Origin of the sequence: Kordiimonas sp., assembly GCF_048264555.1 — a bacterium.
Taxonomy (GTDB): Bacteria; Pseudomonadota; Alphaproteobacteria; order Sphingomonadales; family Kordiimonadaceae; genus Kordiimonas.
On record NZ_JBLXCX010000002.1, the window covers coordinates 188,550 to 203,758 of the forward strand.

Annotated in this window: 15 protein-coding genes; 10 read left to right on the plus strand and 5 right to left on the minus strand. The window is 53.8% G+C overall.

The window, feature by feature from the left end; genetic code table 11:
• Nucleotides 1-585, plus strand: a complete 585-nt coding sequence (locus tag ACN0XZ_RS05995; RefSeq protein ID WP_417456823.1) for a hypothetical protein — start codon at nucleotides 1-3, stop codon at nucleotides 583-585.
• Here the strand turns inward: ACN0XZ_RS05995 and ACN0XZ_RS06000 are convergent.
• Nucleotides 582-1,610, minus strand: coding sequence for an alpha/beta fold hydrolase (locus ACN0XZ_RS06000; protein WP_417456824.1), 1,029 nt, complete (start codon nucleotides 1,608-1,610; stop codon nucleotides 582-584). The two genes, ACN0XZ_RS05995 and ACN0XZ_RS06000, sit on opposite strands and share 4 nt — an antisense overlap.
• Nucleotides 1,611-1,778: 168 nt before the next feature.
• On the opposite strand from ACN0XZ_RS06000, the gene ACN0XZ_RS06005 reads away from it, so the two are divergent.
• Together ACN0XZ_RS06005 and ACN0XZ_RS06010 are read left to right on the plus strand one after the other, a co-directional pair.
• Nucleotides 1,779-2,687 (plus strand): aldo/keto reductase, encoded by a 909-nt coding sequence (locus ACN0XZ_RS06005; protein WP_417456825.1) that lies wholly within the window; start codon nucleotides 1,779-1,781, stop codon nucleotides 2,685-2,687.
• Complete coding sequence (locus tag ACN0XZ_RS06010; RefSeq protein WP_417456826.1) at nucleotides 2,687-3,361, plus strand: DUF6064 family protein; 675 nt, start codon at nucleotides 2,687-2,689, stop codon at nucleotides 3,359-3,361. Before ACN0XZ_RS06005 ends, ACN0XZ_RS06010 begins: the two co-directional genes overlap by 1 nt.
• On the opposite strand, the gene aroC is transcribed toward ACN0XZ_RS06010, so the two are convergent.
• The 4 genes from aroC to ACN0XZ_RS06030 form a co-directional block, all read right to left on the minus strand.
• On the minus strand, nucleotides 3,337-4,413 hold the full coding sequence (aroC, locus tag ACN0XZ_RS06015; RefSeq protein ID WP_417456827.1) for a chorismate synthase: 1,077 nt from the start codon (nucleotides 4,411-4,413) through the stop codon (nucleotides 3,337-3,339). The two genes, ACN0XZ_RS06010 and aroC, sit on opposite strands and share 25 nt — an antisense overlap.
• 22 nt (nucleotides 4,414-4,435) lie before the next feature.
• Entirely contained in the window at nucleotides 4,436-5,251 is an 816-nt protein-coding gene (locus ACN0XZ_RS06020; RefSeq protein WP_417456828.1) for an enoyl-ACP reductase FabI, read from the minus strand.
• A gap of 86 nt (nucleotides 5,252-5,337) precedes the next feature.
• Nucleotides 5,338-6,360 (minus strand): YihY/virulence factor BrkB family protein, encoded by a 1,023-nt coding sequence (locus ACN0XZ_RS06025; RefSeq protein ID WP_417456829.1) that lies wholly within the window; start codon nucleotides 6,358-6,360, stop codon nucleotides 5,338-5,340.
• Complete coding sequence (locus tag ACN0XZ_RS06030) at nucleotides 6,360-7,325, minus strand: DnaJ C-terminal domain-containing protein (protein WP_417456830.1); 966 nt, start codon at nucleotides 7,323-7,325, stop codon at nucleotides 6,360-6,362. Before ACN0XZ_RS06030 ends, ACN0XZ_RS06025 begins: the two co-directional genes overlap by 1 nt.
• 161 nt (nucleotides 7,326-7,486) lie before the next feature.
• Between ACN0XZ_RS06030 and pdxH the strand changes: the two genes are divergently transcribed.
• From pdxH to ACN0XZ_RS06065, 7 genes are all read left to right on the plus strand, one after another.
• Nucleotides 7,487-8,089 (plus strand): pyridoxamine 5'-phosphate oxidase, encoded by a 603-nt coding sequence (pdxH, locus tag ACN0XZ_RS06035; protein ID WP_417456831.1) that lies wholly within the window; start codon nucleotides 7,487-7,489, stop codon nucleotides 8,087-8,089.
• A gap of 152 nt (nucleotides 8,090-8,241) precedes the next feature.
• Nucleotides 8,242-10,389 (plus strand): methyl-accepting chemotaxis protein, encoded by a 2,148-nt coding sequence (locus ACN0XZ_RS06040; protein ID WP_417456832.1) that lies wholly within the window; start codon nucleotides 8,242-8,244, stop codon nucleotides 10,387-10,389.
• Between the two features lie 136 nt (nucleotides 10,390-10,525).
• Nucleotides 10,526-11,974 (plus strand): coniferyl aldehyde dehydrogenase, encoded by a 1,449-nt coding sequence (locus tag ACN0XZ_RS06045; RefSeq protein ID WP_417456833.1) that lies wholly within the window; start codon nucleotides 10,526-10,528, stop codon nucleotides 11,972-11,974.
• Nucleotides 11,975-12,013: 39 nt separating this feature from the next.
• Nucleotides 12,014-13,150, plus strand: coding sequence for an iron-containing alcohol dehydrogenase (locus ACN0XZ_RS06050; protein ID WP_417456834.1), 1,137 nt, complete (start codon nucleotides 12,014-12,016; stop codon nucleotides 13,148-13,150).
• Nucleotides 13,144-13,590, plus strand: a complete 447-nt coding sequence (locus ACN0XZ_RS06055; protein WP_417456835.1) for an acyl-CoA thioesterase — start codon at nucleotides 13,144-13,146, stop codon at nucleotides 13,588-13,590. Before ACN0XZ_RS06050 ends, ACN0XZ_RS06055 begins: the two co-directional genes overlap by 7 nt.
• A gap of 24 nt (nucleotides 13,591-13,614) precedes the next feature.
• Nucleotides 13,615-14,418, plus strand: coding sequence for an SDR family NAD(P)-dependent oxidoreductase (locus ACN0XZ_RS06060; protein ID WP_417456836.1), 804 nt, complete (start codon nucleotides 13,615-13,617; stop codon nucleotides 14,416-14,418).
• Between the two features lie 15 nt (nucleotides 14,419-14,433).
• A complete protein-coding gene (locus ACN0XZ_RS06065) occupies nucleotides 14,434-15,201 on the plus strand; it encodes a glucose 1-dehydrogenase (protein ID WP_417456837.1) in 768 nt (255 codons plus the stop codon).
• Nucleotides 15,202-15,209 lie beyond the last annotated feature (8 nt).

Sequence of the window (15,209 nt, forward strand, 5' to 3'; positions counted from 1 at the left end):
TTGAAAATAAGGCTGGAAGTTCTGGTTTCCATTACGGCGATGGTGACTGCTGTGGCGGCAGTGGTGGTTGCCATCTTGCAAACTCAGGTGATGCACGAAGAAGCCAGCATGGAACGTGAGCACCAGCGTCTGTCCGTTATGCCTGCGCTTCTGGTCTACACAGGCAGCCATATTGGTGACGACAAAGGCAGTTTTAACGTGGGCCTTGTAAACCAGGGCATCGGACCGGCCGTGATCGAGAGTTTTTCAGCAAAGGTTGAAGGTGTTGAGAGCGCGGATTGGGAAGAACTGGTTGCTCAGGGCACCGGCGGCCAGGTGCAGATTGCGGGTGATGCGAGAAATGTGGACGGCGTGACACTTTCAGATCTGACGCCGGGCACGGTTGTGCCTGCCGGTGAGAATGTTGTGCCCATTAAACTCGACACCACACCAGAGAATGCAGCGATCCTGAGGGACTTTTCAGACCGGCTTGTTGTGAGCGTTTGTTATTGCTCGCTTTACGAGGAATGCTGGAACACAAGCAACCAGCGGGCGCGCCCGACACCTGTCAAAATGTGTCCGTCAAGGCGTGGTGACGCAGGTTAACGGCCTACGTCTTCATCTGTAGTGTCTGTGGTTTCTGGCGCATTATCAGGCACGGCAGGCACAGGTGCATTAAACTGGTTCAGGAAAGCCCGCACAGCATTCGCGGAAATTGCGGGAATTTCTTCCATAGGCAGATGGCCAACATCGGGGTAGGTGATCAGTTCGCTGCCATCAATCATTTCATGCATGAGTGTACCGGTCTCAACCGGGATAAGGCTGTCATCTTCACCCCAGAGGATAAGGGTTGGAAGTTTAATCGGTGTGATGTCCAGCGAGGAGCGACCGTCGCGGTACCACGCGAAGCGCTTGCCTGTGGCCTCACGGTTGCCGGGGTGTCGTGCCAGTTCCCAATATTGAGTGATTTTCGCTTCGGTGACATTGCTGTTGTCCGAGAAGCATTTTTTGAGGCCTTCCTCAACAATGCTGCGAGGGGTGATATTCTCCAGCACCCAGTCACTATACCAATGGCCTGCGAGCTCAAACGCCAGCGGTCTGCTGGTTTTGATGCGGGTGTTCTCAGGTGTTGGGATTCCAGCGGCGTCAACGAGAATAAGACCATCTGGCTTATCCGGGTATTTGAGTGCGTAGGCGAGGGTAACGCCGCCGCCCATGGAATTGCCGCCCAGGATGAAATTCTCAAGATTGAGGGTTTCTACAAGCTCATCGACGAAGGCAACCATACCGTCATAGGTATAGTTCTCAGAAGGGATAGGGCCGGTGAGACCGTGGCCGGGGAGGTCCGCAGTAACGATGAAATAATCAGCCTCAAGTGCATCAACCCACGGCTCCCAGGTATGGAGGGACGCGTTTGAGCCGTGCAGCAGGATAACGGTCTTTCCTTCAAAATTGCCACGAGTGCGGATATGGGCACGTGCCCCTGAAGGTAGGTCAATAAAATCAGATGCACCTGTGGCATATTTTTCTGCCAACTCGTCATGAGGGATGTCTGGGGTCCAAGCCTGGTAGATAACCACGCCGAGTGAGAGCACAAGTGCGCCGACACCATATCTGATCCATTTATTCATATGCATCCCCCTTGATGGCGTGAAGGTTAGCTCACTTATTTGGCGGGCGCTAGCCGTAGCACGATCTGCGGTAAACCAATTGATACCTGCGATGACGGTTTTATTATGTTATTATGTAATGAATTTAAAGCCTCTGAAGGATAATTCTGTGAGAAATAGGAGGGCGATATGTCCCCAACGCGACGGGCGATTCTCAAGTCTGCACTAGCACTTGGTATTATGCCGTGGGGCTTAGGTGCTCCTTCATTCGCGCGTGAGCTGATTGCCAGAACAGCCCCTGACGAAGGCGAATCCATACCTGCCATTGGCTTAGGCAGCTGGATCACCTTCAATGTTGGCAATGATCCGGTAGGCCTCAGGCGATCGACTGCCGTCATTGAAACTTTTTTTGAAGCTGGCGGAAGGCTTATCGATAGCTCGCCCATGTATGGTTCAAGCCAATCGACAATTGGGCACGCACTTAAAACACTCCATTATCCAGAAGGGCTTATCGCTGCCGACAAGGTCTGGACCAGTGGCGATGGTCGCAGCCAGATAGAGGAAAGTACCCACCGTTGGGGTCTTGACCGGTTTGCCCTTCTGCAGGTGCATAATCTTCTGGACTGGCGTCAGCACCTGCCCATGCTCTTTGAAATGAAGGAGGATAGCCTTCTCCGCTATGTTGGCGTAACCACGTCCCACGGTCGCAGGCACCGCGAGCTGGAGCAGATCATCCGGTCAGAGAATATCGATTTTGTTCAACTCACCTACAATCTGGCGGATCGTGAAGCAGAGAACCGTATTCTTCCGCTTGCGCGGGAGAGAAATGTGGCGGTTATCGCGAACAGGCCGTTTCAGGGCGGGCGGCTGATAAGAGCGCTTAAAAGAGAGCCTATGCCTGATTGGGTAACTCGTAGCGGATTTCAAAACTGGGCCGATTTCGCTCTGAAATATATCATCTCACACCCCGCCATAACCTGCACGATCCCCGCCACGACGAGGGTTGAGCATGTGCGGGAGAATATGACGGCCTGCCACGGCAGTCTTCCCGATGCTACGCTGCGACAGCGGATGGTTGCCTATGTCGAGGACCTCTAGTGGAAGACCTGCTGAGTTATAGCATCAGCGATTTTCTGATGTATTCACCGGATATCTATTATCGGTTGCTGGGCCGATACAATTACGCGGTATGGCCGATGCATTGTGCAGCCTTTGCACTCAGTATCGCTGTGGCGTGGATGATATATTGGCCGAGGCGTTGGTCTGGGCCGCTTGTGTGGCTTTGTGTGGCTTTGGGGTGGGGATGGACAGCGGCGGTATATTTTTACGGCTTCTACGCCACCATTAGCTGGGCAGCGCCATACTTTGCTGCATTGTTTATGCTTGAAGCGGTACTTCTGGCGGGTGCCGGGTTTGCTGGAAAACTGGTGTTTAGTGAACGCCCACGAAACCTGAAGCTTGTCGGGTTGGTTCTGTTTCTTCTGGTGTTGTTCCTGGCTCCGTGGCTCTCAATTTTCGAAGGCCGGGCTCTTGGGCAGGATGAAATGGTTTGGCTGACACCGGACGCAACCGTTGTTGCCACCTTATGTCTTCTCCTGGCCGCCTCAAAAAGCCATTGGCTGCTTTATGTGGCCCCAATCATTTGGGCAGCACTAAATGGCGCGCTTTTGTGGGCAATGGAAAGCCCCACATGGTGGCTAATGCCAAGCTTTGCGGCGCTGGCTGTTTCAGGCGCTTTATATAAACGTTATTCGCCGCACTGGGCGCGGTGAAGGAGTTTATGATCTGCGAGTACGAGCGCCATCATGGCTTCCGCGATTGGCACCGCACGAATGCCCACACAAGGGTCATGCCGGCCTTTGGTCACTACGTCTGTGGCGTTGCCATCAATATCGACACTCTTGCGAGGTGTCAGGATCGAACTTGTGGGTTTGACGGCAAAACGCGCCACAATGGGTTGGCCCGTTGAAATGCCACCCAATATCCCGCCCGCCTTGTTTGATAGGAATTCCGGCTTGCCATCGGTGCCGGGGATCATTTCGTCAGCATTTTCTTCGCCTGTGAGGCATGCAGCTTCAAAGCCAGCGCCAATTTCAACGGCCTTGGCCGCGTTAATGCTCATGAGGGCAGTCGCTAGATCAGCGTCCAGTTTGCCGTAAATCGGCGCGCCCCAGCCTGCAGGTACGCCTTCAGCGACAACTTCAATAACAGCGCCGATAGAGCTGCCGGACTTTCGAATAGCTTCCAACTCGCCCGCCCATACTTCAGCGGTTTTTGCATCGGGGCAGAAAAACGGGTTGTTATTAACTTCAGCCCAGTCGAACCGATCATAATCGATTTTGGTGCGGCCCATTTGCACCATTGCCGCACGAATGGTGATGCCGCCCCCTAAAACCTTGCGGGCAACTGCACCGGCTGCAACCCTTGCCGCAGTTTCTCTGGCGCTTGAGCGGCCGCCACCTCGGTAATCGCGGACGCCATATTTGGCCATATAGGTATAATCTGCGTGGCCGGGCCGGAATGTTTTAGCAATATCGCCATAGTCCTTGGAGCGCTGATCTGTGTTTTCGATCATCAGCTGTACAGGAGTGCCGGTTGTTTTGCCCTCAAACACACCGGACAGGATTTTCACAGCGTCTGGTTCGCGGCGCTGGGTGGTGTATTTGTTCTGGCCCGGCTTGCGTTTGTCCAAATACGTCTGAATTTCCGCTTCGGATATCTCCAGGAGGGGAGGCACGCCATCAACCGTGGCACCAAGGGCTGGCCCGTGGCTTTCCCCCCAAGTGGTGAAGCGAAACAGTCTTCCAAACGTATTATAGGACATTGTGTCCTCCGGTTACTCCCGCTTAGTCGAGCAGCGAGATGAAGGCTTTCATGGCGTCATCGTCGGTGGGCATACAGGTGGTGTTGAAACCGCCATCCACATAGTGGGTCTCACCTGTTACACCGGAGGAGAGGTTGGAAAGCAGGTAAAGGCCCGCGCCTGCGACATCATCAAGGGTAATGTTGCGGCGAAGCGGCGCGTTTTTCTCATTATACTTCAACAGCATACGAAAATCACCGACACCTGATGCAGCAAGCGTTTTCATTGGGCCTGCGGAGATGCAGTTTACCCGGATGTTCTGCTCGCCAAGGTCGCGGGCCATATAGCGGGTGCTGCACTCAAGCGCTGCTTTTGCCACTCCCATGACGTTATAGTGCGGTACAACTTTCTCCGCCCCATAGTAGGAGAGCGTCAGCATCGAGCCGCCATTGTTCATCAACTTCTCAGCGCGCTGGGCAACAGCCACAAAGCTATAGGCTGAGATGTTCATGGTCATTAGGAAGTTGTTGAGTGTGGTGTCAACATAGCGGCCACGGAGCTCCGATTTGTCTGAGTAGCCGATCGCATGCACGATAAAATCGAGGTTGTCCCAACGACTGCCGATGGTCTCAAAAAGTGCATCGATGGAGGCACCGTCAGACACATCACATTCTGCCAGGAAGTCACTGCCGATTGACTGAGCAAGAGGACGTACGCGCTTCTCAAGCGCTTCACCCTGATATGAGAACGCAATCTCAGCACCTTGGTCTGCACAAGCCTTGGCAATACCCCACGCCATAGAGCGGTCGTTTGCCACGCCCATGACCAGGCCGCGTTTACCTTCCATCAGTTTTGTCATCATAGCCCCCTTATATATCTGTTAGGCTCAAATTTCGGCGCATCCTACACCAAGAATGTCCGTCGTCAATCGCTTTAACCGCTTTGTTACGGCTTGTTTTTATCGCCATCAGGCGGTGTATCTGTGGCGTCGGTTTCTTCTTCCGACCCTTTTAGCTGGCTGGTTGCCATATGCTCCTGATAATCTTCGGGCATCTCTGGGCTCTCTGTCTCCGCTAAACTATCCAGCTCCTTGTTCTCACGGCCTTCGAAAGTATAGGCGGCATTCAACTCTGCTCCCAGCACAAAACCAAGGCTGACGAGGAAACAGAAGAGCTGCATGATCACAACACCAGCGAGGGAACCATAGGTGACATCATAGTTGCCAGCATATTTCAGGTAAACAGACAGGCCGCGCGCGGTTGCGATCAATACCACGAGGCTCAGGAGCGTGCCGGGTAGCCGAGAGGGTTTATACACCCGCCGTGGTGTCAGTGCTGCAAACATGGTGTAGAGGCCAAGTGCGAGCACAGCAGGGCTCACGAGAAGGCTCAGATATTCCCAGAGTGCGGTTAAACCGTCCGAGACAGCTTCCGGAAACAGGCTGGTGAAAGCTTTAAAGAGCGGCGGTCCCAAGACCTGAACCGACATGCCGATCACTACTGTGATTGCGCCAAATATAACGATCCCGAGGCTTTCAAGCCGCCTGATCCACATGGCGCGGGCATGTTCCTTGCCAAAAGCCTTGATAAGTACTTCGCGTGCAGCTTCGACGCCATTTGCGGCAGTCCATATGGCGAAAAGTATCGACCCTGTGAGAATTTCAGCACCAGTGTTTTTGATAATGCCACGTATGGGCCCGTCAACCACTGTGGCGACCTCCGGCGGCAACACCGATAGCATGAAAGCAATTGCTTCAAGGCCGCGCTCCGTCTGACCCATAAAGCCTGATACGGCGACAAGAAAGATGATGAAAGGAAACAGGGAAAGCATGGTGAGGAAGGCCATGTTGCCTGCGGCTGCCATGCCATTGTTGCCGAAGAAAAGCCCGAGAGCCCTTAGCCATACTTTTTTGTGCCGTTCGTAGCTTTTGGCGGGGGCGGTGATCTCTTCAGGCAACAGGTCGCTCATTAGATCAGGCCTGCCTTACGCCGCAGCGCGTCACCGCCTTTGCCGCCCCAATCCTTCACTAGCTTTTCGAGGTTCGTGTCGCGCTCAGATGGCAGCATCAGCTTGAGAGTGACATACATGTTGCCCACTTCTTCTCCGCGTTGCACGCCTTTGCCCTTGAGCCGCAAACGTTTACCGCTTGAACTGTTCTTGGGGATGCGAATGGTAAGCCGGCCTTTGGGGGTAGGGACCTGAATGTCACCGCCGAGCACAGCCTCATCAAGCGATATCGGCAGATCAAGAAGGATATCCAGCCCATCCCGCTTATAGTAGGGATGTGGCGCAACGGTCACTTCCACAAGCGCGTCACCCTTGGGGGCGCCACCAACGCCGGGGCCGCCTTGGCCTGAGAGGCGAATAACCTGTCCGTCTTTGATGCCCGATGGGATTTTGATATCGAGCGTACGGCCGTCGTTCAGCGATATGCGTCGCGTGCCGCCGATGATCGATTCCTCAAACCCGACGGTGATTTTATAGTTTATGTCTAAGCCCTTGCGGCGGCCGGATGTCTCAAAAGGGTTTTCCCTAGGGCGTTTGGTGCCACTCTCAGCGTTTCGGCGGCTTGTTCTTGCACCTGCTGAGCGGAAGAAGCTTGAGAAAACATCGCTGGCTTCCTCAAAATCAAATGGGTCAAAGCGGCCTTCGGAGCTATAGCGCCCGCTGCGACTTCGGTTCGCGCCAAAGCCATATGGGGATGGGCGTTCGGAGCCGTTTTCGTCGATTTCCCCTCGGTCATACCGGCTACGCTGCTTGGCGTCACCTAGAATGCCGTAGGCCGCCGATACGCGCTTGAAGCGGTCAGCAACATCGGGGTTATCCTTGTTTCTGTCAGGGTGAAGCTTTTTTGCCAGTTCGCGGTAGGCTTTTTTTACCTCGTCCTGGCTTGCATCACGCTCGACACCCAATATTTTATAAAGGTCGCTCATAAGATTGTTTCTGAGTGCAAAACTATATACTAAATCAACTGCTTGGCTATCATATAAGCAGTCAGGCAAGCCGCGCAATAATGCAGTGTATGGTGTGACACCATGACAGCGGGAAAAGTGAACAAAACCTGTTATATTCAGCGAGATTTTGAGGGAATGGCATGAGCGAAAAAACTGCAAAATTTATCGAGCCGTTTGACAGGTTGAATGAATGGCTCAAGGAAGCCGAGGCAAGTGAGCCGAATGATCCGACCGCTGTTGCGCTGGCGACGGCCACAAAATCAGGTCTTCCAAGTGTGCGTATGGTGCTGATGAAGGGCTGTGACGAACGTGGCCTCGTATTTTACACAAACCTGGATAGCCGCAAAGGGCAGGAACTGATCGCCAACATGAATGCGGCAATGTTGTTCCACTGGAAGTCCCTCAGGCGACAAGTGCGTATTGAAGGCCCGATTGAACGGGTTTCAGATGAGGAGGCCGATGCCTATTTTGCGTCTCGTCCGCGCGCGAGCCGTATTGGCGCCTGGGCGTCAAAGCAGTCACGTGAGATGGCCGGACGATTTGAATTCGAGGCCGCGATTGCACAATATACGGCGAAGTTCGGAGCAGGGGAGGTGCCAAGGCCTGAGAACTGGTCAGGCTTTCGTTTGGTGCCACAGTATTTTGAGTTTTGGCGAGACCGTAAATTCAGGCTTCATGAACGTGTAACATTTAGCCGAGACGAGGCCGAAGAACAATGGAATTTGGCCGAACTTTACCCGTAGATAACCACTTGCAACTCGTAATTTCCTTCATGTGCACAGAAGTGTGATCGTCGTTTAAAAAAAGTGTCACACGAGGCACGTATGGTCCCCGCAACAATCACGAGAGGGCGGTATTTCGCTGTGTCTACCTCTCGATAAGCGAGGGTCAAAAGATGCGTTTTTCTGTTCGCCTTAGAATTCTTCTCGGTTTCGCTGCGGTTATTGTCACGCTGGCGACCGCTAACCTGATTTCTGCCTTTGGCTTGCGTGGGCTGGATGGGGCATCAAGCCAGATTATTGCGAAAACAGACATTGTACGTTTGGTGAACGATTATACCGCTGATGTGAGCGAACAGACACTAGCCCTTCGCGCATTCGCCTTCTCAGGTCTGGATGCTGACAAGGAGCGTGTGGCGGAGTTGCGTACCCGGGCTGACACTAGCCGCAAGCAAGTTGAGAAGCTTCTGCTTGCAAGTGGTGAAACGGGTACGGTTGGCAAGCTTACAGAGGTGGCAACTGCCTTTGACGAAGTGTTCACCGCTATGGAAAACCGCCTCGGCAATGAAAATGACGCCTTGCAGGTGGTTGTCATTGGGGTGGGGAAACTTGAGCAAACCTCCCAAAGCCTTGTTGAATTTTTGAATGGTCAGGAGGGTGAGGCAAAAGCACTCGCTGCAAAGGTGCCGCCGCTCGTCGCCAAGTTCAACCAGTCAAGCATCGCTTATATCTCCTCCGGCGCGGAAAGCGATTTTGAGGCCGCGATTGAAGCCGGGCAAGACCTTGATGATCTGGTGAAAGAAGCTGCTGTTGCCCTTCGTGCACTCCCGCGCCGTCAACAGGCGGTCGTGCGGTATGTGCGGCGTGATGGTGACGTCATCCGTCAAAGTTTGCGCCAGAAACAGGCCACGGCAACCGCGATGCATGACGCGCTTGATCAACTGGATGATGCAGCACGTCAGATCGAACGTGTGACGGATCAGGTTAAATCAAGCGCGCGTGCGGGCCAGACCTTGGCGCTCAACAATATGATGCAAGCTGTAAAAGCATCCACCAACCAGAGTTTTGTTGGTCTTTTGATCGGCGCAGCCATTGCTGCGGCGCTCGCGTGGTTTATTGGCCGTTCGGTGGCCAATCCTCTTACGAGAATCACCAGTGCGGTTGCAAAACTTGCTGCAGGCGACAAAACTGTGGCGATCCCGGATACGGAGCGGGGGGACGAGCTTGGCCGTATGGCTGAAGCGGCGGCTGTGTTCAAAGACAAGGCTTTTGAGCTTGAGCGCATGGCAGAAGAAAAGCGGGCTTCAGAAGCTGCTGCCGCTGAGGCTGAGCGCGCGCGTGAGCGTGAACAGGCAGCTCTTATTCGGGAGCGTGAGCATGAAGAAGAACAGCGCCGCACCGAGCGTAGGCAGGCACGTATGCAGCAACGCCTTCAAATGGCTGACGCGTTTGAACGCCGTGTGATGGGTGTTGTTGATGCTGTTGCAGGTGCCTCTCGCCGCATGGCTGAGGCGTCATCATCACTGGTTTCCAATGCGCAGCAAACCAACTTGCAGGTTGATAACACCCATAACGCCACAACTGAGGCTTCTCATAACGTGCATGCAGTGGCAGGTGCGACCGAAGAGCTGTCCGTTTCCTTCCGTTCGGTTCGGAGCGAGCTTGGCCATAGCGCGAGCGTGGCCCAAAGCGCAGTGACCGAGGCCACTCGCACCACGGAAACTGTTGCTGGGCTGACAAAAGCGGCGGATCAGATTGGCCTTGTGGTGAAGATGATCAAGGATATCGCTGAACAGACCAACTTGCTGGCACTTAACGCAACGATTGAGGCCGCAAGGGCAGGCGAAGCAGGCAGGGGTTTTGCCGTGGTGGCGCATGAGGTCAAAAACCTGGCCGCTCAGTCTGGCCGGGCGACTGAGGAGATCGCTACATATGTGACAGAGATTCAGCGTGTATCCGGTGATGCAGGGGGTGCCATTGAACGGATTGGCCGGATTATCGGTGAAATGAATGAAGTCAGCCAGTCTGTCGTGGCTGCGGTTGAACAACAAGTCGCTGCAACCGAAGAGATTGCGAAAAACGTTCAGCAGGTCTCAAGCGGCACGGAGATGGTGCGCGAGAGTGTAACAATCGTGGGAGCTGCCGCGACTGAGACTGAAGCAATGACGTCCGACCTTCAGGATCACGCGCGTCATATGATGAACGAGGCTGATGCGCTCAAGCATGAAGTTGAACGCTTCCTGGCTGAGATACGGGATACTCGGGAGGAGGATGGGGAGGGTGAAGCACCAATCCCCAAATTCAGGCTTCTCAAGTCCGCTTAACAAAAAATCGCCGCAATAATGCAGAATAAATGGCCTCGTTCAGTGGGGCCATTTTATTTTGGACTTTGAAGTCTAGAAAATGCGGACTAGATTTAGATCATATATTTCGTGATCCATTGTGGGAAGGGGAGTGACCATGGACGGCACGCACAAGGTCGAAACACCAAAAGAAGAGATTGCTGCAATTCTTGCCACACAGCGCGCGAGCTATATTGCTGAAGGCTTTGTGTCTGCTGCGGTGCGAAAAGACAGGCTCAAGCGCGCGCTAACCTGCCTTCTGGATTATAAGGACGATTATATTCGCCTGATCTCTGAGGACTTTGGCAACAGGTCGGCGGAAACGACCTTGTTTGCCGATGTGGTGGCTTCGGCGGGCGCGCTTAAAGACGCAATCAAACACGTTGAAAAATGGATGCGGCCCAGCAAGCGCTCACTTCAATTCCCGTTAGGACTATTGGGGGCGAAGGCAGAGGTGGTGCCACAGCCAAAAGGCGTTGTGGGGCTTATCACACCCTGGAATTTCCCCCTCACCATGGTGTTTGTGCCACTCGCGCAGATGCTGGCTGCAGGTAACCGTGTGGTTATCAAACCGAGTGAACATACCCCGCGCACGTCTGCCTTTTTCAAGGAAGTTTTCTCCAAACATTTTGGAGAGGAAGAAATCGCTGTGGTGAATGGTGCCGTTGAAACCAGCCAGGCTTTCTCTAGCCAGCCATGGGACCACCTGATGTTTACGGGTGCACCGGTTGTGGGCAAGTTGATCATGCGCGCTGCGTCTGAAAACTTGACCCCAGTAACGCTTGAACTTGGCGGGAAGAGCCCCGTGGTGGTTGGTGATAGCGCCGATATGGACCGCATGGTAGAGCGCGTGGCCACATTCAAGCATATGAATGCGGGCCAGATCTGCCTTGCGCCCGATTATCTCAATATCAAACGCGATAAACGCGATGAGTTTGTGGATCGTTACACCCAAAAAGTATCCGCGATGTACCCGAGCATGCTGGCGAACGATCAGTATACATCCATTATCAGTGCGCGACACCGCGAACGACTTGAGGGGTACATTGAGGACGCGCGCGAAAAAGGCGCTGACGTTCGGATCATTAACCCGGCGGAAGAAGACTTTGCGGGCCAGAACCAAGCAAACAAGCTGCCATCAGCTCTGATCCTTGACCCGACAGATGACATGAAGGTGATGCAGGAAGAGATTTTCGGGCCCATCCTGCCTGTTCGTACCTATGAGAAAGTTGAAGACGTTATTGATTATATCAATGATCGCCCGCGGCCACTCGCCCTCTATTATTTCGGTCAGGATAAGGCGGAGGAAGGCGAGGTGCTGAGCCGTACGACCTCAGGCGGTGTAACCGTGAATGACGTGTTGTGGCATGGTGCTCACGAGAACTTGCCCTTTGGCGGTGTTGGGAATAGCGGTATGGGCCACTATCACGGCTATGATGGTTTTCTGGAATTCAGCCACCAGAAATCCGTGCTTCGCCATCCAAAAATGTCGATCGGGGGTGTTCTAGGCATTGTACCGCCCTATACTGATAAGCTGCGGAAAAATGTGGAACGCCAGCTAAAGTAACCAGCAAACGTTGGGCGAAGCTGGCAGTAGGGATGCCAGATGATCGCATTTAATTTCAATAGTGTAGCTTCCGTTCTCGTGGAGGACGGCGCCGCGGAAAACCTTGGCAGCACCTTGCGTGCCCGCTTCGGCTGTGAGCGTCCGTTTGTGATCTCGGACGCGGGGCTTGTGAAGCTGGGTATTGTTGGCAAGGCCCTCAAGGCGCTTGATGACGCGGAACTAAGCCACGCGCTTTTTGACGGCGTTGAGGCTGACCCGTCTGAAGCTGTTGTTCTTGCCGCAACTGACGCCGCAATTGCGCATCAGGCAGACCTTGTGGTTGGGTTTGGTGGCGGCAGTTCAATGGATGTGGCCAAACTGGTAGCCGTGCTTGCCAGAGACGAACAGGGCCTTGCTGACATTTACGGTGTTGATCAGATTAGAGGCGGGCGGTTGCCGCTCGTGCAGGTGCCAACAACGGCTGGCACCGGTTCTGAGGTCACGCCGATCTCGATCATAACAACAGGTGAAACAACCAAAATGGGGGTGGTGGACCCAACGCTTCTTGCAGATATGGCCATACTTGATGCAACGCTGACGACAGGTCTGCCCGCTCATATTACTGCGGCGACAGGCATTGACGCCATGGTGCACGCCATTGAGGCTTATACCAGCAAGATCAAGAAAAACCCTATATCAGACGGTTTGGCGAAACAGGCATTACTTATGCTGGGCAGTAATATCGTACTGGCCTGTAACGACGGCGAGAATCTGGATGCGCGGCGGGCGATGCTTGTCGGGGCGATGCTTGCGGGGCAAGCTTTTGCAAATGCGCCTGTGGCGGCTGTACATGCGCTGGCGTACCCTCTTGGTGGGCATTTTCATATCCCGCATGGTTTGTCCAACTCTCTCGTGCTGCCGCACGTGCTGAAATTCAACGAACCGGCAGCGGCACATGAATATGCGGAGCTTGCCGCCCTGATGGGACAGGAGCGGAGCGCACCTGCCTTCTTCCGCTGGGTTGACCAGGTTGCAGAAGAAACTGGCGTTGTGCGCAGATTGAGGGATATGGGTATCAGCCACAATGACTTGCCTATGTTGGCTGAAGACGCCATGAAGCAAACCCGTTTGCTGGTCAACAACCCGAGAGAGGTCACCCTCGATGATGCGCGTGCGATATATGAGGCAGCATGGTGAACGAAAAGCCAAACCCTAAGCAGATTCAAGCCTACAAACATATTGCGCCTATCCAAACCAGATGGATGGATAATGACGTATATGGCCATGTGAATAACGTGGTTTACTACAGTTTTTTTGACACTGCCGTGAACCGCTTCCTGATTGAAGGCGGTGTTCTTGATATCCATAACGGCGCGGTTATTGGGTTGGTTGTTGAAACCAATTGTCGCTACTACGCGCCGCTCGAGTTTCCGCAAACTTTGCGCGCAGGCATTGGTGTCAGCCATATTGGCCGTTCAAGTGTACGATATGAAATCGGCTTGTTTTCTGAACAGAGCGACCTTCCCGCTGCAGAAGGCTATTTTGTCCATGTTTATGTGGACAAGGAGACAAGGCGCCCCACTTCATTACCTGAAGAGTTCAAGGCGCTTTTGGAAACCATCCTGATAGGCGCCTGACCTAACGGTTTGGAGGGAGCCTTTATGGACGTTAAAGACAAGGTCATTGTAGTCACAGGTGGCGCAAGCGGTATTGGTGCGGCACTGGCCAGATGTTTCACGAAGGAAGGTGCAAAGTTTGTCGCGCTCGCCGACATGGACGAAGCTGGAGCAAATGCTGTAGCCAAAGACATCGGCGCGTCAGCCAAAGCTTACAAGCTTGATGTTACTGATGAGGCTGCTGTTGAGGCGTTCGCGCGCCAGGTTGAAGCAGATGCAGGGCCGATTGACCTCTATTTCTCCAATGCAGGCATTATCTTTTCCGACGCGCCAGACTGGACGGTGATCAGCCAGTCGAACGAGCAGTGGCAGAAGATCTGGGAAGTGAATGTTTTTGCCCATGTGTTGGCCTGCCGGGCGGTTCTACCGGGCATGCTAAAGCGCAAAGGCTGCGGCTTTATCGTTACGGCAAGCGCCGCCGGGCTTTTGAGCCAGATTGGGGATACAAGCTACTCGACCACCAAACATGCCGCGGTTGGGTTTACCGAAAGCCTTGCAATTTCCCACGGCGATGATGGCCTATATGTGGCCTGTCTTTGCCCGCAAGCGGTTGTATCAAAAATGACAGCTGGGGCGGAAAATAGCTCAGCCGCAGGGGACGGCGTGATGCCAGCAGAAGAGTTTGCTGCTCGCGTGCTTTCCGGCATGCGTGAGGGGCGTTTTATGATCCGCCCACATGATCAGGTGGAGGGATATTTCCTCAACAAAGCCAAAGATTACGACCGCTGGGTTGGTGGCATGCGTAAGTTTCGCCGCCATCAACTCGCGACAACCGGCCGGCCAATTTAAGGGAGGGGGACTAAGGTGGACTATACAAAGCTCATGGATTTTAGTGGCAAGGTTGTTTTTGTTTCCGGTTCCTCCCGAGGTATCGGGGAAGCGATCGTTCGTGCGTTTGCGGCAAATGGTGCGAAGGTGATTGTCTCTTCCCGCGACCAAGACGCCTGTGAGAAAGTCGCGGAAAGCATTCGGGCGGACGGTGGTGATGCCAAGGCCAAAGCCGCGCATGCCGGTAAGATGGATGATGTGCACGCGGTTTTTGATTGGATCAAGGCCGAATATGGCAGGCTTGATGTGTTGGTGAACTGTGGCGGCACCAATCCATTCTACGGCAATATCGGCGACACGCCTGAGGCGGCATTCGATAAAACCATAGACGTTAACCTCAAAGGGCCATTTTATCTGTCAGCCGAAGCGGTGAAGATGATGAAGGCCCAAGGTGGCGGCGCTATCATAAACGTAGCGTCCATCAACGGAATCTCTCCTGGGCATCTTCAAGGCATCTATTCGATGACCAAATCTGCCATGATAAATATGACCAAGGCGTATGCGCGGGAATATGGCCATGACGGTATCCGTGTGAACGCTATATGCCCGGGTCTTGTTGATACCAAGATGACGGCTGTCTTTACATCCAATGAAGATATGCTTTCCAAATATACCAGCCAGTTCCCGATCCCACGTGCAGGCAAGCCGGAAGATATGGTAGGCGGTGTGCTTTATCTGGCATCTGATGCGGCGGCATTCACCACCGGTACCACGCTGGTGATGGATGGTGGTTGGACGGCTTAAGGGGGAAC